The sequence below is a fragment of the Pyxidicoccus sp. MSG2 genome (assembly GCF_026626705.1).
GTDB lineage: Bacteria > Myxococcota > Myxococcia > Myxococcales > Myxococcaceae > Myxococcus.
The window spans coordinates 3,712,487-3,734,916 of the sequence record NZ_JAPNKC010000001.1 but is presented as its reverse complement, the minus strand read 5'-3'; the positions used below and the strand labels follow the sequence as shown (position 1 = coordinate 3,734,916).

The 22,430-nt window shown below is 70.9% G+C and carries 14 protein-coding genes; 12 read left to right on the top strand and 2 right to left on the bottom strand.

What is annotated here, in order from left to right:
• Positions 1-279 precede the first annotated feature (279 nt).
• Together OV427_RS14095 and OV427_RS14090 are read left to right on the top strand one after the other, a co-directional pair.
• Positions 280-2,352 carry a serine hydrolase domain-containing protein gene (locus OV427_RS14095; protein WP_267856615.1) on the top strand — a complete coding sequence of 691 codons (2,073 nt, stop codon included), beginning with the start codon at positions 280-282 and terminating at the stop codon, positions 2,350-2,352.
• Between the two features lie 103 nt (positions 2,353-2,455).
• The gene (locus OV427_RS14090; protein ID WP_267856614.1) at positions 2,456-4,447 is read left to right on the top strand and encodes a serine hydrolase domain-containing protein; all 1,992 of its coding nucleotides are present in this window, start codon (positions 2,456-2,458) and stop codon (positions 4,445-4,447) included.
• A 237-nt stretch (positions 4,448-4,684) separates the two neighbouring features.
• Here the strand turns inward: OV427_RS14090 and OV427_RS14085 are convergent, their stop codons facing one another.
• Positions 4,685-6,160, bottom strand: coding sequence for a DUF4397 domain-containing protein (locus OV427_RS14085; protein ID WP_267856613.1), 1,476 nt, complete (start codon positions 6,158-6,160; stop codon positions 4,685-4,687).
• A 290-nt stretch (positions 6,161-6,450) separates the two neighbouring features.
• Here OV427_RS14085 and OV427_RS14080 point away from each other — a divergent pair, with 290 nt between their 5' ends.
• The 10 genes from OV427_RS14080 (at position 6,451) to OV427_RS14035 (ending at position 20,940) form a co-directional block, all read left to right on the top strand.
• Positions 6,451-7,875, top strand: a complete 1,425-nt coding sequence (locus OV427_RS14080; RefSeq protein WP_267856612.1) for a serine/threonine-protein kinase — start codon at positions 6,451-6,453, stop codon at positions 7,873-7,875.
• Positions 7,876-8,071: 196 nt separating this feature from the next.
• The gene (locus tag OV427_RS14075; protein WP_267856611.1) at positions 8,072-9,433 is read left to right on the top strand and encodes a TolC family protein; all 1,362 of its coding nucleotides are present in this window, start codon (positions 8,072-8,074) and stop codon (positions 9,431-9,433) included.
• The gene (locus OV427_RS14070; RefSeq protein WP_267856610.1) at positions 9,430-9,978 is read left to right on the top strand and encodes a hypothetical protein; all 549 of its coding nucleotides are present in this window, start codon (positions 9,430-9,432) and stop codon (positions 9,976-9,978) included. Before OV427_RS14075 ends, OV427_RS14070 begins: the two co-directional genes overlap by 4 nt.
• An 8-nt stretch (positions 9,979-9,986) precedes the next feature.
• Positions 9,987-11,165 carry an efflux RND transporter periplasmic adaptor subunit gene (locus tag OV427_RS14065; protein WP_267856609.1) on the top strand — a complete coding sequence of 393 codons (1,179 nt, stop codon included), beginning with the start codon at positions 9,987-9,989 and terminating at the stop codon, positions 11,163-11,165.
• Complete coding sequence (locus OV427_RS14060) at positions 11,162-14,341, top strand: efflux RND transporter permease subunit (RefSeq protein ID WP_267856608.1); 3,180 nt, start codon at positions 11,162-11,164, stop codon at positions 14,339-14,341. Before OV427_RS14065 ends, OV427_RS14060 begins: the two co-directional genes overlap by 4 nt.
• A gap of 38 nt (positions 14,342-14,379) precedes the next feature.
• Entirely contained in the window at positions 14,380-15,462 is a 1,083-nt protein-coding gene (locus tag OV427_RS14055; RefSeq protein ID WP_267856607.1) for a cupredoxin domain-containing protein, read from the top strand.
• Positions 15,459-16,034, top strand: coding sequence for an RNA polymerase sigma factor (locus OV427_RS14050; protein WP_267856606.1), 576 nt, complete (start codon positions 15,459-15,461; stop codon positions 16,032-16,034). Before OV427_RS14055 ends, OV427_RS14050 begins: the two co-directional genes overlap by 4 nt.
• A gap of 180 nt (positions 16,035-16,214) precedes the next feature.
• Positions 16,215-17,204 (top strand): GIY-YIG nuclease family protein, encoded by a 990-nt coding sequence (locus OV427_RS14045; protein ID WP_267856605.1) that lies wholly within the window; start codon positions 16,215-16,217, stop codon positions 17,202-17,204.
• Positions 17,205-17,307: 103 nt separating this feature from the next.
• Positions 17,308-19,782 carry a heavy metal translocating P-type ATPase gene (locus OV427_RS14040; protein ID WP_267856604.1) on the top strand — a complete coding sequence of 825 codons (2,475 nt, stop codon included), beginning with the start codon at positions 17,308-17,310 and terminating at the stop codon, positions 19,780-19,782.
• Between the two features lie 66 nt (positions 19,783-19,848).
• Positions 19,849-20,940: an aromatic ring-hydroxylating oxygenase subunit alpha gene (locus tag OV427_RS14035; protein ID WP_267856603.1), complete on the top strand. Its 1,092-nt coding sequence runs from the start codon at positions 19,849-19,851 to the stop codon at positions 20,938-20,940.
• 58 nt (positions 20,941-20,998) lie between these two features.
• On the opposite strand, the gene OV427_RS14030 is transcribed toward OV427_RS14035, so the two are convergent.
• The gene (locus OV427_RS14030; RefSeq protein ID WP_420718356.1) at positions 20,999-22,375 is read right to left on the bottom strand and encodes a multicopper oxidase family protein; all 1,377 of its coding nucleotides are present in this window, start codon (positions 22,373-22,375) and stop codon (positions 20,999-21,001) included.
• Between the last annotated feature and the right edge of the window lie 55 nt (positions 22,376-22,430).

Genomic DNA, 22,430 nt, shown 5'->3' with positions numbered 1-22,430 from the left:
GATGGTGAGGCAAGGATTGCCCCAACGGCGTTCCTGATGAGGCCGTTCTTGCCCGGGGGGGCAGGTCTTGCCCTTCCTCTCGAGGTCCGCCGGGAGTCCGCCCGTCGTAGTCCTGGCCCGACGCTGAGCCCGAGCCGTGTCACGCGCGCATGACACGTGTCGCGCGATGGTTCCACGGATTCGAGTCGGGCTCCCGGGCGGCCTCTGCGCGGAGGCCCAGCTCGGCGTGGCAAGTCCCTTGCAAAACGACCCATCGAACCTTGAAACGAGGGTCTGTCCATGAAAACGAACGCAAGAAGAATGGCTTTGGCCAGCGGTCTGACTTTGATTCTCACGGCCGCGGGTTGCGCCGGCGAGTACGCCGACAACAACGTGGAAGGCACGTCGAACGAGAGTGCCGAAGCACTCATCACGCGCGGCGATTTGAACGAAACGGCAGACGGCGTCGCAGGTGTCGTGCCCCTGTCGCCCTTTGTTGCGCAGATGCTCACGACCCCGCCGCCGAGCAGCGATGACGACACGCTGAGCCCGCGAGGCGCGGCCGCGCGGCACGGCACGCACGAATCGAAGACGTTCGAGCAGCTCGTGCAGCGCTGGCGCCAACACCATGCGGCCGGCATGCGGATGATCGATCTCGACGTCTACGAGGATACGGACGGAACGGTGCGGTACTACGGGACGTGGGCGCCCGGCACCGGTAGCTCCGCCCTGTACCGTTACACGAGCAAGGCGGCGTTCCTGCAACGCGTGGAGACGCAGCGCCTGCAGAACAGCCAGCTCGTCGAGCTGGAGATCGTCACCATCGGCGGGACGACGTGGTACTACGGCGTCTGGGTTGGCACGGGGAACAACGCCCCTGTCACCGAGAGCACGTCGTGGGCGGCCTTCCAGAGCCTGCACGCGCAGCGCACGGCGCAAGGGCAGCGTCTGGTCGACCTCGAGATGGCGCTCGAGAACGACCAGCCGAGGTACTGGGGCGTGTGGGAAATGGGTACGACGCCCACGCAGCACCTCTTGCGCGGCACCTCGCTCACGGCCTTCGGCGACGCGTATACGGTGGCGCGCGGGCAGGGGCAACGCCTGCGGCACCTGAGCGGCGTGACCCGGGCCGACCAGAGCCAGGAATACGTCGGCGTCACGGACGAAGCCTCGGACAGCTGGGCCTACTACGTCTACACGAGCTGGGATGTCTTCAAGCGCCAATGGGCAGACCAGGCGGAGGCCGGCCGGTCCCTGCGCGACGTGGAGGTGATAGCTCGCCCCGCCGGTGGCCGTTATTACATTGGCACGTGGGGGAACGCGCCCGCTGACCCCGTGAGCCGCACCGACACCGCGCTGATGGCGACGCAAATCCAGAATGCATTGTCCGGGAACGTCGCGGGATTCTCGTACGCGGTCGCCGACCAATCGCAGCTCGCCATCGCAGGGGCAGGCGGCTTCGCGCAGCGCGCGCCGAACCCGACGCACGTGATGACGTCGCGCACGCCCTCGACGCTCGCCAGCGTGACGAAGCATCTCACGGGGGTGGCGACGCTCGCCCTGCTCGAGCGGAATGCCATCGCGCCAGATGCCGAGGTCCTCGCGCACCTGCCGAGCGCGTGGTCGCCCGATTCGACGTTCGACGGCCTGACCTTCGAGCACCTCCTGACGCATACCTCGGGGTTCAACCAGCTCCTGACGACGACGAGCGTGCAGGGCGCTGGCAACGACTGGGACGGCCTGCAAGTCATGGTGGAGCAGGTGGGCGCGACGCCGGGCGCGAGCCGCCAGTACAAGAATGCAAACTTCGCCTTGCAGCGGGTCCTCATTCCCGCCCTGCGGAGAGAGCTGGAAGGCGCGTCGATTCCGGTCGTCACGGAGACGAACTCGCGCGAGCTGTACCTGCAAGCACTCGACTCGATTGCCTTCGAGCGTCTCGGAATCGAGGACATCTCGTGCGAGCCGGCCGCCGGGCAGATCGAGGCCCTCTCGTACAACACCGCCGATGCCACCCTCGGCGGGAGGTCCTGGGCCACGACGAGCAGTGGCTGCGGCGGCCACGCCGGGCTGCAGATGAACGCGCAGCAGCTCGCGGAGTTCCTCACGGGCGTGCGCTACAGCGACCACATCCTGTCCGGGTCGAGCAAGGCGTACATGGACGCGAACCGGGCTGGTTGGAGTTCGTCGACGGCGGTCGACGGTGGCATGGCCTATTCGCACGGTGGCGACTATTTCGCGACGTCTGGGCGTGAAACGCACACGTGCGTGATGCGCCTGCCGAACGGAATCGACGCTTCGCTCATCATCAACTCGGACACGTCGACGAGCCCGTGCAGCGTGCTGGTCACGGCCTACAACGCCGCGACGCCGTGAATGGCTCCCCCGCGTAGGCCGCCCGGAGCAAGCGCGACGGGCGGCCTGCGCGACAAGCATGGGGACGAGCCGTCCTCTCGACACATCAGGTAGGGGTCTATCCGTGAAGACGAACGCAAGCAAAATGGCTTTGATCGGCAATCTGGCTCTGATTCTCACGGTCGCGGGTTGCGCCGGCGAGTACGTCGACAATCACGTGGAAGGCGCGTCGAACGAGAGCGCCGAGATGCTCACGACCCCGCCGCCGAGCAGCGATGACGACACGCTGAGCCCGCGAGGTGCGGCCGCGCGGCACGGCACGCACGAATCGAAGACGTTCGAGCAACTCGTGCAGCGCTGGCGCCAACACCATGCGGCCGGCATGCGGATGATCGACCTCGACGTCTACGAGGATACGGACGGAACGGTGCGGTACTACGGGACGTGGGCGCCCGGCACCGGTGGCTCCGCCCTGTACCGTTACACGAGCAAGGCGGCGTTCCTGCAACGCGTGGAGACGCAGCGCCTGCAGAACAGCCAGCTCGTCGAGCTGGAGATCGTCACCATCGGCGGGACGACGTGGTACTACGGCGTCTGGGTTGGCACGGGAAACAACGCCCCTGTCACCGAGAGCACGTCGTGGGCGGCCTTCCAGAGCCTGCACGCGCAGCGCACGGCGCAAGGGCAGCGTCTGGTCGACCTCGAGATGGCGCTCGAGAACGACCAGCCGAGGTACTGGGGCGTGTGGGAAATGGGCACGACGCCCACGCAGCACCTCTTGCGCGGCACCTCGCTCACGGCCTTCGGCGACGCGTATACGGTGGCGCGCGGGCAGGGGCAACGCCTGCGGCACCTGAGCGGCGTGACCCGGGCCGACCAGAGCCAGGAATACGTCGGCGTCACGGACGAAGCCTCGGACAGCTGGGCCTACTACGTCTACACGAGCTGGGATGTCTTCAAGCGCCAATGGGCAGACCAGGCGGAGGCCGGCCGGTCCCTGCGCGACGTGGAGGTGATAGCTCGCCCCGCCGGTGGCCGTTATTACATTGGCACGTGGGGGAGCGCGCCCGCTGACCCCGTGAGCCGCACCGACACCGCGCTGATGGCGACGCAAATCCAGAATGCATTGTCCGGGAACGTCGCGGGATTCTCGTACGCGGTCGCCGACCAATCGCAGCTCGCCATCGCAGGGGCAGGCGGCTTCGCGCAGCGCGCGCCGAACCCGACGCACGTGATGACGTCGCGCACACCCTCGACGGTCGCCAGCGTGACGAAGCATCTCACGGGGGTGGCGACGCTCGCCCTGCTCGAGCGGAATGCCATCACGCCAAACGCCAAGGTCCTCGCGCGCCTGCCGAGCGCGTGGTCGCCCGATTCGACGTTCGACGGCCTGACCTTCGAGCACCTCCTGACGCATACCTCGGGGTTCAGCCAGCTCCTGGCGACGACGAGCGTGCAGGGCGCTGGCAACGACTGGGACGGCCTGCAAGTCATGGTGGAGCAGGTGGGCGCGATGCCGGGCGCGAGCCGCGAATTCAAGAACGCAAACCTCGCCTTGCTGCGGGTCCTCATTCCCGCCCTGCGGCGAGAGCTGGAGGGCGCGTCGATTCCGGTCGTCACGGAGACGAACTCGCGCGAGCTGTACCTGCAAGCGCTCGACTCGATCGCCTTCGAGCGACTCGGAATCGAGGACATCTCGTGCCAGCCGGCCGCCGGGCAGATCGAGGCCCTCTCGTACAACACCGCCGATGCCACCCTCGGCGGGAGGTCCTGGGCCACGACGAGCAGTGGCTGCGGCGGCCACGATGGGCTGCAGATGAACGCGCAGCAGCTCGCGGAGTTCCTCACGGGCGTGCGCTACAGCGACCACATCCTGTCCGCGTCGAGCAAGGCGTACATGGACGCGAACCGGGCCGGTTGGAGCTCTTCGACGGCGGTCGACGGCGGCATGGCCTATTCGCACTATGGCGACTATTTCGCGACGTCTGGGCGTGAAACGCACACGTGCGTGATGCGCCTGCCGAACGGAATCGACGCTTCGCTCATCATCAACTCGGACACGCCGACGAGCCCGTGCAGCGTGCTGGCCACGGCCTACAACGCCGCGACGCCGTGAATGGCTCCCCCGCGTAGGCCGCCCGGAGCAAGCCGCCAGCGCCTGGCTCCGCGGTGACGACGACGCTCCCGCGCGAGCTCTCGCCGGCGCGGGGGAGCGACTCCTCGAAGATGCTGCGCCACAGCGAGGGCGCCTCGCGCTGGACGTCGCGCGCGATGGCCCGAGCCTCAGCGCCTTGTTGTCCCCCGACTCCCACCGAGTCACGGGGGACGGAACACCCGGCCTTCGCGAGGGGGGCTAATGCACGACGGGCAGCAGGGTGACGGCCACCCAGGGCGAGGCGCTGGTGTCCACCGCCACCAGCCGGAAGGACGCCTCGTTCTCCCCGTGCGTGGGCGACAGCGCTCCCGCGGCCACCGCGAAGACGCCCCTGCCGATGAAGAGCCCGGTGTCGAGGTCGAAGCGTGCCACCGGTGTGCGGTCGCTCGCGGAGGCGGCGGCCACGCCCACCCGGGCCTGGACCGCCGGCAGCTCCAGGCCCTCGGGCGAGGAGGCCTGCCGGAAGGTCACGTCGTTGAAGGCCGCATGCGTCGGGACGAGCCCGTTCTCCAGCGGCGCCACGTCCACCTCGGGCGCGTCCGGCGAGGCGTGCACCACGCGCAGCCTCATGCTGTCGTTGTCCTGGGCGAAGCTGTCGGCGAAGGCGAGCAGCTCGAAGGTGGACGTCGCCGGGTCCCCCGCGCCGGGCGACAGGAAGCCCGCGGCCACCACGAGATAGCGGCCTCCGGCCTCCAGCGCGGGCGTGCTGTCGGAGCCGGCGGGATGGCCCGCCGGGCGCGAGGCGCCGTGCGCATTCGCGAAGACGTCCAGGGTGTACGTGCCCGGCGGCACCTGGATGGGCTTGGAGAGCTGGCCGAAGGTCAGGTTGTCCACCAGCTCGGTGGTGCCCGCGAAGATGTCCACGGGGGGCGCGTCCGGCGAGGCGTGCAGCGCGTAGACGACGGGGTTCTGCCGGATGAAGCCCACCCCGGCCGCGAGCAGGCCGAAGCCGTTGGTGGCGCCAGGCTTCGCGGAGAGCTGCCCGGTGGCGATGACGAACACCTCGCCGCGAGACGGCAGGGCGGGGAGGGTGAAGGCCGTCACCTTGGTGCCTCCCGCGAGCACGCCCACCTGGAAGGACTGGCCCGCGGGCAGGTCCACCCCGGCGGCGCCGGTGTCCTGGAAGCGCTGCAGGCCCGTCACCTCGGAGGAGCCGTCATTGCCCACGTCCAGCGCCACGGTGGGCGCGTCCGCGCCCGCGTGGACGATGCGCACGCGCGCCCGTCCGTCCGCCGGAGCGCCGAAGCCCTCCGCCAGCGGCAGCACGCGGAAGGCCTGCTGGGTGTTGGTGGAGCCGAGCAGGCCCGAGGCCAGCGCGCTCACGGTGGCGTTGGCACCCAGCGTCAGCGGGCCGGTGGAGTACGCGGGCGCCGAGCTCGCCGCCGCGCCGGCCGCGCGCACCTGCACGTTGTACGTGCCCGCGGGCACGGAGGCGTAGCTCGTCGTGTCGCCGTACTTCACGTTGGTGAACAGCGGCGTCGCCTGGCCCTCGGCATAGATGTCCACCGCCGGGGCGTCGGGCGACCCGTGGATGACGCGCAGCCTCGCGGTCTTGGTGTCCGGCCGGTCGTTCGGGTCCTTGTCATCGCCTTCGCCGCAGCCCGCGGACAGCGTGGACATCGAAGCGGCCAGCGCCGCCACCAGGACGCGGCTCCTCCAGAAGCTCCTCAGCATGTTTCTCTCCCATGAATGGATGGATGGATTGGCTGAAGGCCGCACCTCAGGAGCGAGGTGCGGCGCGTCGGCGCCGCCCTGACGGAAGGAACTCACGGAGCGGGTTGATGGGGGCTGCGCCGTCTCTTCAAATTCACGTACGGACGGGCGCAAAAAGCGTTTCCAGGGTTCGTGCGTCCACGAGCACCGCCACCGCGGTGCGCCCAGGGACGCGCGCGGATGAGCTACCGGAAACGAGGGTAGGCTCTCGCCGCGGGTGGATGGACCGCATGCCTCCTCAGGAGACCCTCATGGCGCCTGGCAACCTGGACCTGGCACGGCTTCGCCCGGGCACACGCGTGGGGCCGTGGCGCGTGCTGGAACGGCGAGGACGCGGCGTCTATGGCGCTGTCTATCGCGCCACCAGGGCGGACGGGCACCCCAGGTTCGTGGCGCTCAAGCTGGCCCTGCGTCCTCGGGATGAACGCTTCACACGAGAAGCGGAGCTGCTCTCACGCATCCATCATCCCAACGTCCCTCGCTTCTTCGGCCACGGGGAATGGCAGGACCCGGCTGGCACTGTCTACCCGTACCTCGCCATGGAGTGGGTGGACGGCGTACCTCTCTATGTCTGGGCGATGGAGCAACGGCCCACCTCCCGGCAGGTGCTCTCGTGCCTCGCCAGTCTCGCGCGGGCGCTGGAGGCCACGCATGCCGCGGGCGGCGTCCACCGCGATGTGAAGGGCGACAACGTTGTCGTGAGGGATGGAGATGGCCAGGCCTTCCTGACCGACTTCGGCTCCGGCCACTACATTGGCGCCGCGACCATCACCTGGCCGCCATTTCCTCCAGGGACGCCGGCCTACCGTGCGCCGGAGGCGTGGCGCTCCGTACTGCGTCCCGGTCCCGACCCGGGCGTGCCCTATGCGCCCGGGCCGGCAGATGACGTCTTCGCGCTGGGCGTCACCGCCTGGCGGTTGGTGACCGGGGAGTACTCTCGCGCGCTGGGACTGGCGGGTGAGGGAGCTCGCCTGTGGCGGCCGGAAGGCATGAGCCACCTCGCTGCGCGAGCCCTCAATGGGCGCTGCTGCGGGGAGTTGGATGCCCTTGTTTCCCGGATGCTCTCCGTGCACCCGGAGGCGCGCGGCAGCGCAGGTGAGCTGGCCGAAGCGATGGAGGACGCCGCGCGTGAAGCCGGGCCGACGGCGGACGTGCCTCTCTTCGACCCGGAAGAAGCCCGGCCCGCCAAGGTGAGCGCATCCTCGTGGCGCTTTTCGTCGCGGGAGCGAATCGGGAGCAGGAGGCACTGGCGCATCGCAGCCTCCGCCGCGGTAGCCGTGGTGGCAGTGGGAATCACGTGGTTGCTGAGCACGCGGCACGGAGCCGTCCCCACGGAGGCGACAGTCGCCATACGACTGGAGGCAAGGGACGCCGGCACGGTGGCCGTCGGGGACTCCGCCCTGACGGCGCCTTCGTCCTCCGCCGCGCCACCTTCCGCGTGGGCGGCCATCGCCCTGGACGTTCCCCCCAAGCCCTTTCCGGGACAGCAGCAGACGGATTCCAAAGGCCGCTGTCCAAGCCAGGGGCAGGTTCCCTTCCAGGGGCGCTGCTGGCTGAAGCTGGCCCTGGACCAGAAGCGCTGTGACGAGAACGGCTACCTGTACAAGGACGGGGAGTGCTACGCGCCGGTGTTCCGGACCGCTCGTCCTGCCACGTCGAACCCCACGGTGAAGTGACCGAGCCATCGCAGGTGCTCCCCCATGTGGGTGCGGAGGGAGGCGAGCGCGGAGCTTGAGGCCGCGGCCAGGAAGGAACGGACCGGGCACGTCACAGTGTGACGGCGGCGGTCACACCTGGAAGCCGTTCGCGGTGTGCAGGTGTGCGAAATCACTGGGCGCCGGGCAGGTATGCGGCTTGCGTTGTGACGAGGACATGTTCGCTGTCTCCGCAGCGCTGTCCCTCATGCTGGCCGCCGCTCCCACGGAAGTCTGGTCGCTGGAGCGCGTGGTCGCGGAGGCCGTGGAGCGCGCGCCGGAGGTGGCGGCGGCCCGGGCGGAGGAGTCGGCCGCCGAGGGAGCGCGATCAGCGGACGGACGGTGGCTCCAGGACAATCCCCAGCTGGACGTGGGCTTCGCGAGCGACGCGCTCACGGACGACCAGGGCGAGCAGCGCGTGGAGCTGATGCTGAGTCAGACGGTGGAAGTGGCGGGACAGCGGGGACTGCGCGTGGCCCGGGCGGAAGCCGCGGTGGACGCTGTCCGGGCGCGAAGGCGCGCGGTGGTGCTGGAGGCCGCGGCGGAAGCGGTGAGCGCGGCGGCGGAACTGGAGCGGCGCGAGGCGCGGGCAAGGCTCGCGGAGGAGGCGCTGGAGCTGGCCCGGACGCTGGAGGAGGCGACTGCGCGCCGCTTCGCGGCCGGAGACGTACCGGAATTGGACCGCAATGGCGCGGCGCTGGAGCGGGCTCGCGCGGAGGCCCGGGCGGCGATGGCTCGAGCGGAGTCGGCGGGCGCGCGCGCGGCGCTGAATCGGAGGCTGGGGCGCCCGGCCGGGGCTCCGCTGAGCGTGTCGGTGCTGGCGGAGGCCGGGGCCGAAGCGGGACCGGTGACGGATGAGAAGGCACGTGGAGATGCTGGGGTTGCGAACGTGACGTCGCCAGCGGCGCCGATGGGGATACAGGACCGGCCGCAGCTGCGCGCCACGCGGGCATCACTGCCATCGCCTCTGCTGAACGAGCGGCCCGAACTTCAGGCGGCACGCGCCGAGGAAGCCGCGGCGAAGGCGGAGGTGGAGCTGCTGCGGCGAGAGCGATTTCCGGACCCGACGCTGGGCCTGGGCTACGAGCGCGAGCGGCGCGTCGAGTCGCACGGCGCCCTCACGGACCTGCACACCGAGCACCTGCTGGTCGCGCGCCTGTCCCTGCCGCTGCCGCTGTGGGAGCGGAACCAGCGCGAGCTGGCGGAGGCGAGCGCGAGGCGCTCGGCGCGTGAAGCGGAGCGGGTGGCCCGCGAGCGACAGGTGGACGCTGAGTCGACCGTGGCGCGAAGCACGTTCGAAGCCGCGAGAGCCGCATACACCGCACTGGAAGCGGCCCGGCCCGCCGTGGAGCGCAACCTGGAGCTGATGCGCCGTGCCTACGAGGCGGGAGAGCTGAGCCTGGACGCACTGTTGCTGGCGAGGGACAGGGCCTTCGCCGCGAAGGCCGAGACGGTGGAAGCGGCGGCGGAATTGGCCCGGGCACGCACCGCCCTGCTGCGCGCGGAAGGTCGGCTGCCCACGGGAGGGGTGCCGCGATGAGAACAAGGACCTGGATGCTGGCGGTGTGTCTCGCCCTGCCGATGGTCGCGGGCGCGCACGAGGGCGAGTCGCACGGTGCGCCGCCCCCGGTGGCCACGACAGGCGAAGCCCTGCACGTGCTGGCGGCGACGGGAGACCTCTTCGAAGTGGTGCTCAAGCACCCGGAGCATGCGGACGGTCCGAAGACGCCGGTGCGCGTGCTGGTGGCCGACAGCGCGACGAACGCGCCCGTGAGCGGGGCGCAGGTGGAGCTGACGCTGACCGGAGCGTCCGTGCAGTCCCTGGTGCCGAAGATGGAGTCACCGGGCATCTACGTGGCGGAGGCGGAGTTGGCACCCGAGGTGGAGCTGGCCGCCGTCGCCACGGTGACCCGGGGCGACAGGGTGGACGTGCTGGCGCTGGGCACGGTGCACGTGGAGGCGGAGCACGAGGATGCTCACGAGGTCGGCGATGGCTGGCTCGGCTGGAGCGTCGCGGGCGGTGTGGCGCTGCTGGTGGCGGTGGGCGCATGGTGGGTGTCGCGTCGCAAAAGGGGGTTGCTGTGAGTGACGCGATGACGCTGTCCGTGGTCCTGTCCGTCATGTGTCTGGGTCTCCTCGCGAGCCCCCGGGCCGGCGCGCACGAGGGCCACGTCCAGGCGCAGTCCGCCCAGCAACAACCGTCCATCGTCCCCGGCGGCGTGGGCTTCACCGTGCCCAAGGAGACCCAATTCCTCCTCGAGGTGCGCACGCAGCGCGCGGCGGTGCGTCCCCTGGAGTCTCGGCTGGTGGCACCCGGCAAGGTGGTGCCGCGCACGGACCGCTACGCGCAGGTCTCCGCGCCGGTGTCGGGCCGCGTGTTGGCCTCGGGCGCTTCGGTGCCGCTGGTGGGCCAGCGCGTGAAGCGCGGCGAGGTGCTGGCGCTGGTGCAGCAGAGTCTCTCCACCTCGGAAGCCACGGGCCTGTCGACGGGCTACATCCAGGCCGAGGCGGAGGTGTCCCGCGCGCAGGCCGCGCTGGAGCAGGCCCGCAGAGACCTCGCGCGCCTGGAGTCCCTGCAAGGCGTGGTGGCGGAGAAGGAAGTCCAGCAGGCACGACTCACCGTGAGCACGGCGGAGCAGGAGTTCGGCCGGGCGAAGGACTCGCGAGACGTGCTGTCCGGCGCGCGCCAGGGGCAGGGCACGGCGCGCTTCCCGCTGGTGGCGCCCATCGACGGCGTGCTGGTGGAGGCGCGCGCCACCGTGGGCGAGCAGGTGGACCCGGCACGCCCGCTGTTCGCGGTGCTCGACGCCTCCGTCGTCTGGGTGGAAGCACGCGTCTACGAGGGCGACGTGGCGCGGGTGGAGGGTGCCTCGGGAGCGCTGGTGGACACGCCCGCGTACGAGGGCCAGCACTTCGCCGCACGGCTCTACAACGTGGGACAACTTGTGGACGAGTCCACGCGCAGCGTCCGCGTCCTCTTCGAAGTGGACAACCGCGAAGGCCGCCTGCGCCCGGGCATGTTCGTGGACGTGGCCATCGGCGAGGGCGGACGGAGGGACGCGCTGGCGGTGCCCCTGTCCGCGGTGGTGGAGGAGGAGGGCCGTGCCTTCGTCTTCATCCACACCTCGCCCGAGGCCTTCGAGCTGCGTCCGGTGGTGCTCGGTGGGCGCGACGGCGAGTGGCGCGAGGTGCGCCAGGGCCTGAAGGCGGGCGAGCGGGTGGTGGTGGGCGGCGTGGCGGCGCTGCGCATGGCGAGGGGAGGCGGCAGGTGATTGACCGCGTCATCCTCCTCGCGCTGCGGCATCGCCTGTTCGTCGTGCTGGCGGCGGTGGCGCTGCTGCTCTACGGCGGCTGGGCCGTCACACGCCTGCCGGTGGACGTGTTCCCGGACCTCAACCGTCCCACCGTGACGGTGATGACGGAGGCGGGCGGCCTGTCGCCGGAGGAGGTGGAGACGCTCGTCACCACGCCGCTCGAGACGGCGATGAACGGAGCGCCGGGCGTGCAGCGCGTGCGCTCGTCGTCGGGCGTGGGCCTGTCCATCGTCTACGTGGAGTTCGACTGGGGCACGGACATCTACCTGGACCGGCAGCTCGTGTCGGAGCGGCTCCAGGTGGCACGCGAGCGGCTGCCTCGCGACGTGACGCCGCACCTGACCCCCGTGTCCTCCATCATGGGCGAAATCCTCCTGCTCGGCGTGCAGAGCGAGAGTGGGCGCACATCGCCGCTGGAGCTGCGCTCGCTCGCGGACTGGACGCTCCGCCAGCGGCTGCTGACGATTCCGGGCATCGCCCAGGTGACGGTGCTGGGCGGCGGGGTGAAGCAGTTCCAGGTGCGGGTGGACCCGGAGAAGCTGCTCGCCTTCGGGCTCACCTTCGACGAGGTGGAGCGTGCGGCGGGGCTGGCCCAGGGCAACACCACGGGTGGCTTCGTGGACAAGGGCGGTCGCGAGTACCTCGTCCGAAACCTCGCGCGCAGTGCCTCCGTGGAGGACCTGGCGGGCACGGTGGTGGCGGTGCGGGACGGAGTGCCGGTGCGCCTGTCCCAGGTGGCCGAGGTCGCGGTGGGCCCGGCGGTGAAGCGCGGCGACGGCGGAATGAACGGTCGTTCCGCGGTCATCCTCGCGGTGCAGAAGCAGCCCGGCGCCAGCACGCTGGAGCTGACCGGGAAGGTGGACGCCGCGCTGAAGGAGCTGCGGGCCACGCTTCCCGCGGACGTGAGGGTGGAGACACTCTTCCGACAGGCGGACTTCATCCACTCCGCCATCGGCAACGTGGCGGAGGCACTGCGCGACGGCGCGCTGCTCGTGGTGCTGGTGCTGTTCCTCTTCCTGGTCAACCTGCGCACCACGGCGATTACCCTCACCGCGATTCCGCTGTCCCTCGTCATCACCGCGCTGGTGATGAAGGCCTTCGGCCTGTCCATCAACACGCTGACGCTAGGGGGCCTCGCGGTGGCCATCGGCGAGCTGGTGGATGACGCCATCGTGGATGTGGAGAACGTCTACCGCCGCCTCAAGGAGAACCGCGCGAAGGCCGAGCCCGAGCCCTCGCTGCGCGTCATCTTCAAGGCGTCTTCGGAAGTGCGCGGCTCCATCGTCTTCGCCACGCTCATCGTGGTGCTGGTGTTCATCCCGCTGTTCGCACTCGGAGGTATCGAGGGCCGGCTCTTCGCGCCGCTCGGCGTGGCGTACATCGTGTCCATCCTCGCGTCCCTGCTGGTGTCGCTCACGGTGACGCCCGCGCTGTGCGCGTACCTGTTGCCGAAGGGGCGCCTGCTGGAGCACGGCGACGGCGTGCTGGTGAGCTGGCTGAAGGCACGGGCCCGGCGGGTGCTGAAGGTGGCGCTGGCGCACCCCCGTCCGGTGATGACGGGCGCGGCGGTGCTGGTGCTCGCGGCGGCGGCGGTGGTGCCCTTCCTGGGCCGCTCCTTCCTCCCACCCTTCAACGAGGGCACCGCCACGGTGACGCTGATTGCGCCGCCGGGCACGTCGCTGGAGGAGTCCAACCGCTTCGGGCTGCTGGCCGAGCGCCTCATCGCCGCCGTCCCCGAGGTGAAGACGGTGGGCCGGCGCACCGGCCGCGCCGAGCAGGACGAGCACGCGGAGGGCGTCCACTACTCGGAGCTGGACGTGGACTTCAAGGCGGGGGACGGGCGCGTGCGGGAGGTGGTGCTCGGGGACCTCCGCGAGCGGCTCGCGCAGCTTCCGGGCATGTCCGTCTCAGTGGGGCAGCCCATTTCGCACCGGCTGGACCACCTGTTGTCGGGCATTCGCGCGCAGGTGGCGGTGAAGCTCTTCGGGCAGGACCTGGACGTGCTGCGCGGCAAGGCGGAGGAGGTCCGCGCCGTCATGGCGGGTGTGCCCGGAATCGTCGACCTCCAGGTGGAGCAGCAGACGTTGATTCCGCAGCTCCAGGTGCGGCTGAAGCGCGAGGAGGCGGCGCGCCTGGGCGTGCAGCCCGGCGCCATGGCGGAGCAACTGGAGAAGGTCTTCAACGGCGTGGTGGTGGGGCAGGTGCTGGAGGGACAGCGCACCTTCGACGTGCTGGTGCGGTACGACGAGCGCTCTCGCGTGGACGCGGAGGCGTTCCGTCGGGCGCTGGTGGACACGCCCTCGGGGGCGCGGGTGCCGGTGGCGGCCATCGCGGAGGTGGTGGAGTCCCAGGGGCCCAACGTCATCCACCATGACCACCTGCAGCGGCGCATCGTGGTGATGGCGAACGTGTCGGGGAGAGATTTGGGCAGCGCAGTGGAGCAGGTCCGCGAGCGGGTGGCCGCGCAGGTGACGCTGCCTCCCGGGGCCTTCGTCACGTACGAGGGCCAGTTCGAGAGCCAGCAGTCCGCGACGCGCCTCATCGCCCTGCTGTCGCTCCTGTCGCTGGCGGGCATGTTCCTGGTGCTGTACGCGCACTTCCGCTCGGTGCGGCTGGTGCTCCAGGTGATGCTCAACATCCCGTTGGCGCTGGTGGGCAGCGTGACGGCGGTGGTGCTCACCGGGCAGCCGCTGTCCGTGGCCACGCTGGTCGGCTTCATCACCCTGTGTGGCATCGCCAGTCGCAACACCATCATGCTCATCTCGCACTACCTGCACCTCGTCGAGGTGGAGGGCGACCACTTCGGCCGGGACCTGGTGCTGCGCGGCTCGCTGGAGCGGCTGGTGCCGGTGCTGATGACGGCGCTGACGGCGGGGCTGGCGCTGGTGCCACTGGCGCTCGCGTCGGGTGCGCCGGGCAAGGAGATATTGCACCCGGTGGCGACGGTCATCCTCGGGGGGCTCATCAGCTCCACCCTGTTGGACCTGCTCGTCACGCCGGCCGTGTTCTTCCGCTTCGGGCGCCCGGCCCTGGAGCGCTACCTGGCGCGCAAGGCGGCGGCGCGCGCCGAAGAAGAAGACCCCCAGCTCCCGGCGGCAGTGCCGCCAGGGGAGCGGCTCGCGAGCTCGCTGTGAAGGCGGGCACCGTGAGGAACCTTTGGAGGATGTTCGAGATGAGGAAGCAAATCATCGCGGCGGTGATGGCGGTGGGACTGGTGGCCGCGTGCAGCAAGAAGGACGCGCCTGTTGAAGCGCAGGCTCCGGCGGCGAAGTCGCACGCCACCGCGCAGCCGCATGCCCACGCCGCGCCGCATGGTGGAGTCGTGGAGTCCACGTCGCAGGGCCACCTGGAGCTGGTGGCCACCCGCGCGGGCGGCTATCGCGTCTACCTGCTGGATGACGCGCTTGCTGTGCGTCCGGTGGCGGGTGCCAGCGGCACGGTGAAGGTGGCGAAGGGCGGCCATCCGGACGTGAAGCTGGCGCCAGCGGGAGACCATCTGGAAGGGCAGGGGCCGGAGCACTCGGACGACCACCTGACCCTGGTGGTGACGGTGGTACGGGACGGGAAGCCGGAGGTGGCGCGCTTCTCCGCGCACCTGGAGGAGCACGGGCACGGCGGGACTTCCGCCGCGCCGATGCAGGCGCACGACCACACGCCCCTGCACGGCGGCATCGTGGCGATGAGCGGGGACACGCACCTGGAGGTCCTGTCGCTGAAGTCCGGCGAGGTGCGCGTCTGGGTGACGGATGCGTTCCGGCAGCCGGTGCCGCTGGCCGGGAAGAAGGGCATGGTGGAGGCCGCGGGGGCCACCGCGTCGCTGGTCCCCGGAGCGGCGGGAGAGTTCCTCTCGGGCACGCTTCCTCCCGCCGATGGTGAGCGCGAGGTGACGGTGCGCCTGCCCATGCCGGAGGACTCCGAGTACTTCATCGGCTTCCTGCTCACGCCCGTGGACGCGGCGAAGGTGCCCGTCGCGAAGGCTCCGGCGGACGGCGCAGTGCAGGAGGTCACCATCACCGTGCAGGGCGGCTACCAGCCCAGTGAGGTGACGCTGAAGCAGGGCGTGCCGGCGCGGCTGCGCTTCGTGCGCAAGGACACCGGCGGGTGTGGGGACGAATTGCTCATCCCCGACTTCGGCGTGCGCACGCCGCTTCCGGGCCTGAAGGAGACGGTGGTGGACTTCGTGCCGGACAAGTCGGGGACGTTCGCCTTCACCTGCGGCATGCAGATGATGAAGGGCACGCTGGTGGTGCGATGAGCGGCGAGCCGCGGGACACAATCGAGGTGGCGGGCGAGGACGTGATTCCGGCGCTGGTGGGCAACCACCGCCAGTTCCTCGGCTTCCTGGAGCGGCGTGTGGGCAGCCGGGCGGTGGCGGAGGAACTCCTCCAGTCGGCCTTCGTGAAGACGCTGGAGAAGGGCGGCGCGCTGCGCGACGGCGAGGGCGCGGTGACGTGGTTCTACCGGCTGCTGCGCAATGCGCTGGTGGACCACTACCGCCGTCAGGCCGCGGAGGGACGCGCACTGGAGCGCGAGGCCCGCGAGGCGACGGAGGCCACCGAGGACCCGGAGCTCAAGAGCGCTGTCTGCGCCTGCGTGGGCGAGCTGCTGCCCACCCTCAAGCCCGAGTACGCGGAGCTGGTGCGCAAGGTGGACCTGGAGGAGCGCGGCGTGCCCGACGTGGCGAAGGAGGTGGGCATCACCGCCAACAACGCGGGCGTGCGTCTGCACCGGGCGCGGCAGGCCCTGAAGAAGCAGCTCGAGCGGAGCTGTGGCACCTGCGCCTCGCACGGCTGCCTGGACTGCTCGTGCAAGCAGTCCCGCGTGTGAGTGGATGACACACGCCTTGCCGACAACCGGGGCCCCCTGTTAACTCTCACCCAGGTGCCGAGGGGCGCCTGTGCCCGAAAAAGACGACGTCACCCTCGCTTCTCCCGGCAGTGCGACAGTTCCTGATGAGTTCCTTCCACGGCCCATTCTCGGGTGAGGGCCGGATACGAAGGGCTTGTCATGGGAACCGCCCCGCCTCTCCCGCTGCACGAGTGCAAGGTCCGCGCATCGCTCCTGCTGAAGGAGCTGTGCTCGCCTGACGCGTCGCGCGCCAGCCGGGCCGCGGAGCGCCTGCGCGCACTCCCCACCTTCGCCCGTCTGTCATTGGCCGAGCTGCTCGCTCGAAGAGACCACGTGCAGCGCAAGCACGCGCTGGCCGTCATCGCCCATGAGCAGGGGTATGCCTCCTGGGTGGAGCTGAAGGCCGCGCGGGAGGAGGCGCCTCCGCCGACTGTCGACTTCGAGGCGCTGCTCTCTCGCGTCGGCGGCCTGTTCCTCAACCGGTGGTTCACCACCTACGAGGCCGCGCTCGACTCGCTGCGAGCGCAGGGCGGCTACCTCTTCCCATTCCGCCAGCAGTTCTTCGTCTGCGAGGCGAGCCTGCTGACGACGCTCGGGGTGGACCTGGCCGACCCCGATTGGGCGCTGGCGGGCCCCGACTGGGTGGCACCGCGCGACGCGGCCGCCCACGCCCGGCTCGAGCAGCGGCTCGCCCGTCTCGCCGGCCCCACCACCCTGAATCGCTCTCCCTCTCCCACCCACAAGAAGGCCCGCATGTCCGCTGATGATATTTCCCCGCAGCCTGGAAGCCGCATGCAGCGCGCCGAAGTCCGACGCGCCTACAAGGAGAAGCCGCCCCCCATGGGCGTGTTCGCCGTCCGCAACAAGGCGAACGGCAAGGTCCTGGTGGGGTCGAGCCTCAACGTCCAGGGCGCGCTCAATCGCATCCAGTTCGAGCTGAGCACCGGGATGGACCGCATCCCCGGCCTGCTGGAGGACTGGAAGCGCCACGGCGCCGACAGCTTCACCTTCGAGGTGCTCGACGTCCTTCCTCCCGCCGAGGAGCCGGGCGGAGACCCCAAGGAAGAGCTCAAGGTGCTGGAGGCGCTCTGGCTCGACCGGCTCAAGCCCTACGGTGACGCGGGCTACAACGGGCCCCCTCCGGCGTAGGGCGGGCACTTCCCCTCCGGGGTCACCACCCTCCTGGAAGAGGTCCCCTGTAAGAGCCGGCCGGGTGCTTCGTTGGCCTGGGCGAAAGGAGCACGGACGCACCATGCACCCCTCCCATTCGCACCCTCACGCCCACACGCCGCCTCCCCCCACGAGCGGGGAGGCGCACGCCATCGACCCCGTCTGCGGGATGAAGGTGGACCCGCTCGCCCCCAAGGGGGGCAGCCTGGAGCACGAGGGCCACCGCTACTTCTTCTGCAACCCGAAGTGCCGCGAGCGCTTCCGCGCGGACCCGGCGCGCTACCTCGCGCCTGTGTCCACCGAGCCCGAGCCGTCCGCCGCGCCGGGCACGCTGTACGTGTGCCCCATGGACCCGGAGGTCCGCCAGGACCACCCGGGCGCATGCCCGAAGTGCGGCATGGCGCTGGAGCCCGAGTCCCCGCCCGCGCTCGAAGCCCGCGTCGAGTACGTGTGCCCCATGCACCCGGAGGTGGTGCGGGACGGGCCGGGAAGCTGCCCCATCTGCGGCATGGCGCTGGAGCCTCGCACCGTGCTGCCCGAGGAGGCGCCGGACCCGGAGCTGCAATCCATGCGGTTGCGCTTCCGTGTGGGCCTGGGCCTCACCGTGCCGCTGCTCGCGCTCGCCATGTCGGACATGATTCCGGGCCAGCCGGTGCAGCACGCGGTGCCCGCGTCGGTGCTGGCGTGGGCGCAGCTCGTGTTGGCCACGCCGGTGGTGCTCTGGGGTGGGTGGCCTTTCTTCGCTCGCGGCTGGGCTTCGGTTCGCAACCGGCACCTCAACATGTTCACCCTCATCGCGTTGGGTACGGGCGCGGCGTATCTCTTCAGCGTCTTCGCCACGCTCTTCCCGGGCGCGCTGCCGCACGGACTGCGCACGGGACATGGAGGCTCGGCGCCGCTGTACTTCGAGGCCGCCGCCGTCATCGTCACCCTGGTGGCGCTGGGGCAGGTGCTGGAGTTGCGCGCGCGTCACGCCACCTCGGGGGCGCTGCGGGCCCTGCTGAGCCTGGCGCCCGCCATCGCCCGGCGCCTCCGCGAGGACGGACACGAGGAGGACGTGCCGCTCACGCACGTCCACGTGGGCGACAGACTGCGCGTGCGTCCCGGGGAGAAGGTGCCGGTGGACGGCGAGGTGCTGGAGGGTGCCAGCGCGGTGGACGAGTCCATGGTGACGGGCGAGTCCCTCCCCGTGGAGAAGGGGCCGGCCGACAAGGTGACGGGCGGCACGGTGAACGGCACGGGCTCGCTGGTGATGCGTGCGGAGCGCGTGGGCAGGGACACGCTCCTGTCGCGCATCGTCCAGCGGGTGGGCGAGGCGCAGCGCACCCGCGCGCCGATTCAGCGGCTCGCGGACCGGGTGGCGGCGGTGTTCGTGCCGGTGGTCATCGCGGTGGCGGTGGTGACGGCGGTGGTGTGGGGCGTGTGGGGCCCGGAGCCCCGGTTGGCGCATGCGCTGGTCAACGCGGTGGCGGTGCTCATCATCGCCTGCCCGTGCGCGCTGGGCCTGGCCACGCCCATGTCCGTCATGGTGGGCACGGGCCGGGGCGCGCAGGCGGGCGTGCTCATCCGCGACGCGGCGGCGCTGGAGCGGCTGGAGGCGGTGGACACGCTGGTGGTGGACAAGACGGGCACGCTCACCGAGGGCAAGCCGCGCCTCGCGGCGGTGGTGCCGGCCCCCGGCTTCGACGAGGCCCGTCTCCTGAAGCTCGCCGCGAGCCTGGAGCGCGGCAGCGAGCACCCGCTGGCAGCCGCCATCGTCGGGGGCGCGAAGGAGCGCGGCGTGTCGCTGTCGCCGGTGGAGGACTTCCGCTCGCACACCGGGCAGGGCGTCACCGGCCGCGTGGACGGGGAGGCGGTGGCACTGGGCAACGCGGCGCTGATGGTGGCGCGCGGCGTGGACGCGGGCGAGATGGGCCCACGTGCCGAGGCACTGCGCGAAGACGGACAGACGGTGGTGATGGTCTCCGTGGACGGGAGGCTCGCGGGGCTGCTCGGCGTAGCGGACCCGGTGAAGGCATCCACGCCGGAGGCGCTGGAGTTGCTCCGTCAGGAGGGGCTGCGCGTGGTGATGCTCACCGGCGACAGCTGCACCACGGCGGAGGCGGTGGCGCGGCGGCTCGGAATCACGGAGGTCATCGCCGGGGTGCTGCCGGACGCGAAGGGGGAGGCCGTGCGCAAGCTCCAGCGGGAGGGGCGCGTGGTGGCCATGGCGGGTGACGGCGTCAACGACGCGCCGGCCCTGGCGCAGGCGGATGTGGGCATCGCCATGGGTACGGGCACCGACATCGCGATGGAGAGCGCGGGCGTGACGCTGGTGAAGGGGGACCTGCGGGCCATCGCCCGGGCGCGGAGGCTGAGCCAGGGGACGCTGGGCAACATCCGGCAGAACCTCTTCTTCGCCTTCATCTACAACCTGCTGGGGGTGCCGCTGGCGGCGGGGGTGCTGTACCCCTTCTTCGGCCTGTTGCTCAGCCCCATCTTCGCCAGCGCGGCGATGAGCCTCTCGTCCGTGTCGGTCATCGCCAACGCGCTCCGGCTCCGGAAGCTGAAGCTGTAGCCCGGCCAGGCGGGCACCCGTGCATCTCGGGTCCCGCCTGGCGTGGGCACGGGTTACACTGCCCTCATGAGCCCTCGCGAGGAGGCGCGCACCCCCGGCGCGCCCACAGGTCACGTCTCCGTCGTCCACCTGCCGAACGCCTGGTTCATCCTCTGCGCCTCGCGCGAGCTGGGGAACAAGCCGCTGGCCCGCACGCTCCAGGGCACCCCGCTGGTCCTCTTCCGGGGGGAAGGCGGCAAGGCCGCGGCCCTGATGGACCGCTGCCCGCACCGCAACGTGCCGCTGTCCCTGGGCCGCGTGAAGGAAGGCCAGCTCCAGTGTGGCTACCACGGCTGGCGCTTCGACACGGAAGGCCAGTGTCGCGCCATTCCCGGCTTCCTCGGCGAGCCCGGCGCCCGGGCCCGCTGCGCCACGTCCCACGCCACCCGCGAGCAGGACGGCTTCGTCTGGGTGTACTCCACGCCCGGCGTCGTGCCCACGACGGAGCCCTACCGCTTCCCGCTGCTGGACTCGGGCGACTACACCACCGTGCGCCGCACCCTCCGCGCGCCCGGCTCGCTGCACTCCACGCTGGAGAACACGCTCGACGTGCCGCACACCGCGTACCTCCACGGCGGCCTGTTCCGCACCGAGGAGAAGCGCAACGAAATCGACGTGGTGGTGCGGCGCAGCGCCGACAAGGTGGAGGCCGAGTACATCGGCGAGCCGCGCCCCAGCGGCGTGGTGGGTAGGCTGCTGGCCCCCGGCGGCGGTGAGGTGCAGCACTTCGACCGCTTCCTCATGCCGTCCATCGCCCAGGTGGAGTACCGCCTCGGCGCGGGCAGCCACATCATCGTCACCTCGGCGATGACGCCCGTGTCGGACTGGGACACGCTGGTGTACGCGGTGGTGACGTTCCGCCTGCCGCTGCCGCGCTGGCTGACGCGCGCCGTGCTGCCGCTGGCCATGCCGGTGGCGCTCCACATCTTCGGCCAGGACGCGCGCATCCTGAAGCTCCAGACGGACACCATCCGCCGCTTCGGCACGGAGTCGTACGCGTCCACGGAGATTGACGTGCTCGGGCCCGGCATCCTCCGCCTGCTGCGCGCCGCGGAGAAGGAGAAGCCCGGTGCCGTCGGTGACACCGTCCACGAGACGCGGCTGAAGATGCGGACCTGAGCCTCCGCTCACCGCGCGGGGGAGCGGAGGACTCTGGCCGACATGGGGCCCCGTCCCGTCACCCCCGTCGCGAGCTACCGTGAGTGCCAGGTTCAACTGGAGGCGGGGCACTCACGTCGATGCCGTCCCGCCGAAGTTCGTCCGTGCTCGCGGCCACCGCCTGCGTGCCGGGCGGATTCTCATACCAGCCCGGGTCCTCGTGGCCTTCCAGCCGCTCGCGCACCTTGAGCACGGTGAACATGCCTCCCATGGTGATGTAATCGTGCGGGCCCTTGCCGCCGACCATGGGGATGGAGTTGTCGGGGACGGGCATGCCCATGTCCCCCATGTCGCCCATGCCCGTCTGGCCCATGGTCATGTAGCCGGGCAGCAGCGTGCGGACCTTCGCGTCCAGCCCGCCCGGCTTCACGCCGACCATGTTCGGGAATCCGTGCCCCATCTGGTTCATCACGTGGTGGGTCATGTGGCAGTGCAGGGCCCAGTCGCCGGGCGCGTCAGCGACGAACTCGATGGTGCGCGTGCTGCCCACCGGCACCAGCACCGTCGTCTCCGGCCACCGCGCGGACTCGGGGACGCGGCCGGCATCCGTCTCGGTGATGTGGAAGTGGTAGCCGTGCAGGTGGATGGGGTGGTGGTCCATCGCGGAGAGGTTGCCGAAGCGGATGCGCACCCGCTCGCCCCTGCGCACGACGAGCGGGGCCGTGCCGGGGAACGCCTTCGCGTTCAGGGTGAGCACGTTGAAGTCCGTCATCTCGTTCGGGTCCGGCCGACGGGTGCCGGCGTCGATGCGCCACTCGTGCAGCATGATGGCGAAGTCGCGGTCGACACGAGGACCCACCGGCCGGCGCGGGTGGATGACGAACAGCCCCACCATGCCGAGCGCCATCTGCGTCATCTCGTCATGGTGTGAGTGGTACATGCCCATGCCCGACTGGCGCAGGGTGAACTCGTAGCGGAACGTCTCGCCCGGGGCGATGGCCTTCTGGTTGAGGCCGCCCACGCCGTCCATGCCGTTGGGCAGCAGGATGCCGTGCCAGTGCACCGTGGTGGGCGCGGGCAGTCGGTTGGTGACGTAGAAGCGGACGCGGTCGCCCTCGACTGCCTCGATGGTGGGCCCGTGCACCTGGCCGTTGTAGCCCCAGCAGTGCGCCTTCAGGCCGGGGGCGAACTCGTGCTCCACCTCCTCGGCCACCAGGTGGAAGACCTTCACTCCGTCCACCACCTTCCACGGCAGCGTCGCGCCATTGGGCACCACCACGGGCTGGTAGTCCCGGCCCGGCATCCCCGGGGTCGCGTACCGCCGGCCCGTGTCCGCGGCGGAGCCCTCGCGTGGCCCCGGAGCGGCCGGTTGAGCTCGGGCCGGAGCACCCCGGAGCAGCAGTGCGCCGCCCGCGAGCGTCGCGCCCGCGGTGGCCAGCATGCTCCGTCGACTCAGGGCCCCCGTGTCGTCGGTGCGCTCCCGGCCGTCAGCCGGTGCGGCACCGGGAGCC

Coding starts and splice junctions, on each gene's coding strand:
- OV427_RS14095 (WP_267856615.1), top strand. CDS start 280: ATGAAAACGAACGCAAGAAGAATGGCTTTGGCCAGCGGTCTGACTTTG.
- OV427_RS14040 (WP_267856604.1), top strand. CDS start 17,308: ATGCACCCCTCCCATTCGCACCCTCACGCCCACACGCCGCCTCCCCCC.
- OV427_RS14035 (WP_267856603.1), top strand. CDS start 19,849: ATGAGCCCTCGCGAGGAGGCGCGCACCCCCGGCGCGCCCACAGGTCAC.
- OV427_RS14085 (WP_267856613.1), bottom strand. CDS start 6,160: ATGCTGAGGAGCTTCTGGAGGAGCCGCGTCCTGGTGGCGGCGCTGGCC.
- OV427_RS14055 (WP_267856607.1), top strand. CDS start 14,380: ATGAGGAAGCAAATCATCGCGGCGGTGATGGCGGTGGGACTGGTGGCC.
- OV427_RS14065 (WP_267856609.1), top strand. CDS start 9,987: ATGACGCTGTCCGTGGTCCTGTCCGTCATGTGTCTGGGTCTCCTCGCG.
- OV427_RS14045 (WP_267856605.1), top strand. CDS start 16,215: ATGGGAACCGCCCCGCCTCTCCCGCTGCACGAGTGCAAGGTCCGCGCA.
- OV427_RS14080 (WP_267856612.1), top strand. CDS start 6,451: ATGGCGCCTGGCAACCTGGACCTGGCACGGCTTCGCCCGGGCACACGC.
- OV427_RS14075 (WP_267856611.1), top strand. CDS start 8,072: ATGTTCGCTGTCTCCGCAGCGCTGTCCCTCATGCTGGCCGCCGCTCCC.
- OV427_RS14070 (WP_267856610.1), top strand. CDS start 9,430: ATGAGAACAAGGACCTGGATGCTGGCGGTGTGTCTCGCCCTGCCGATG.
- OV427_RS14050 (WP_267856606.1), top strand. CDS start 15,459: ATGAGCGGCGAGCCGCGGGACACAATCGAGGTGGCGGGCGAGGACGTG.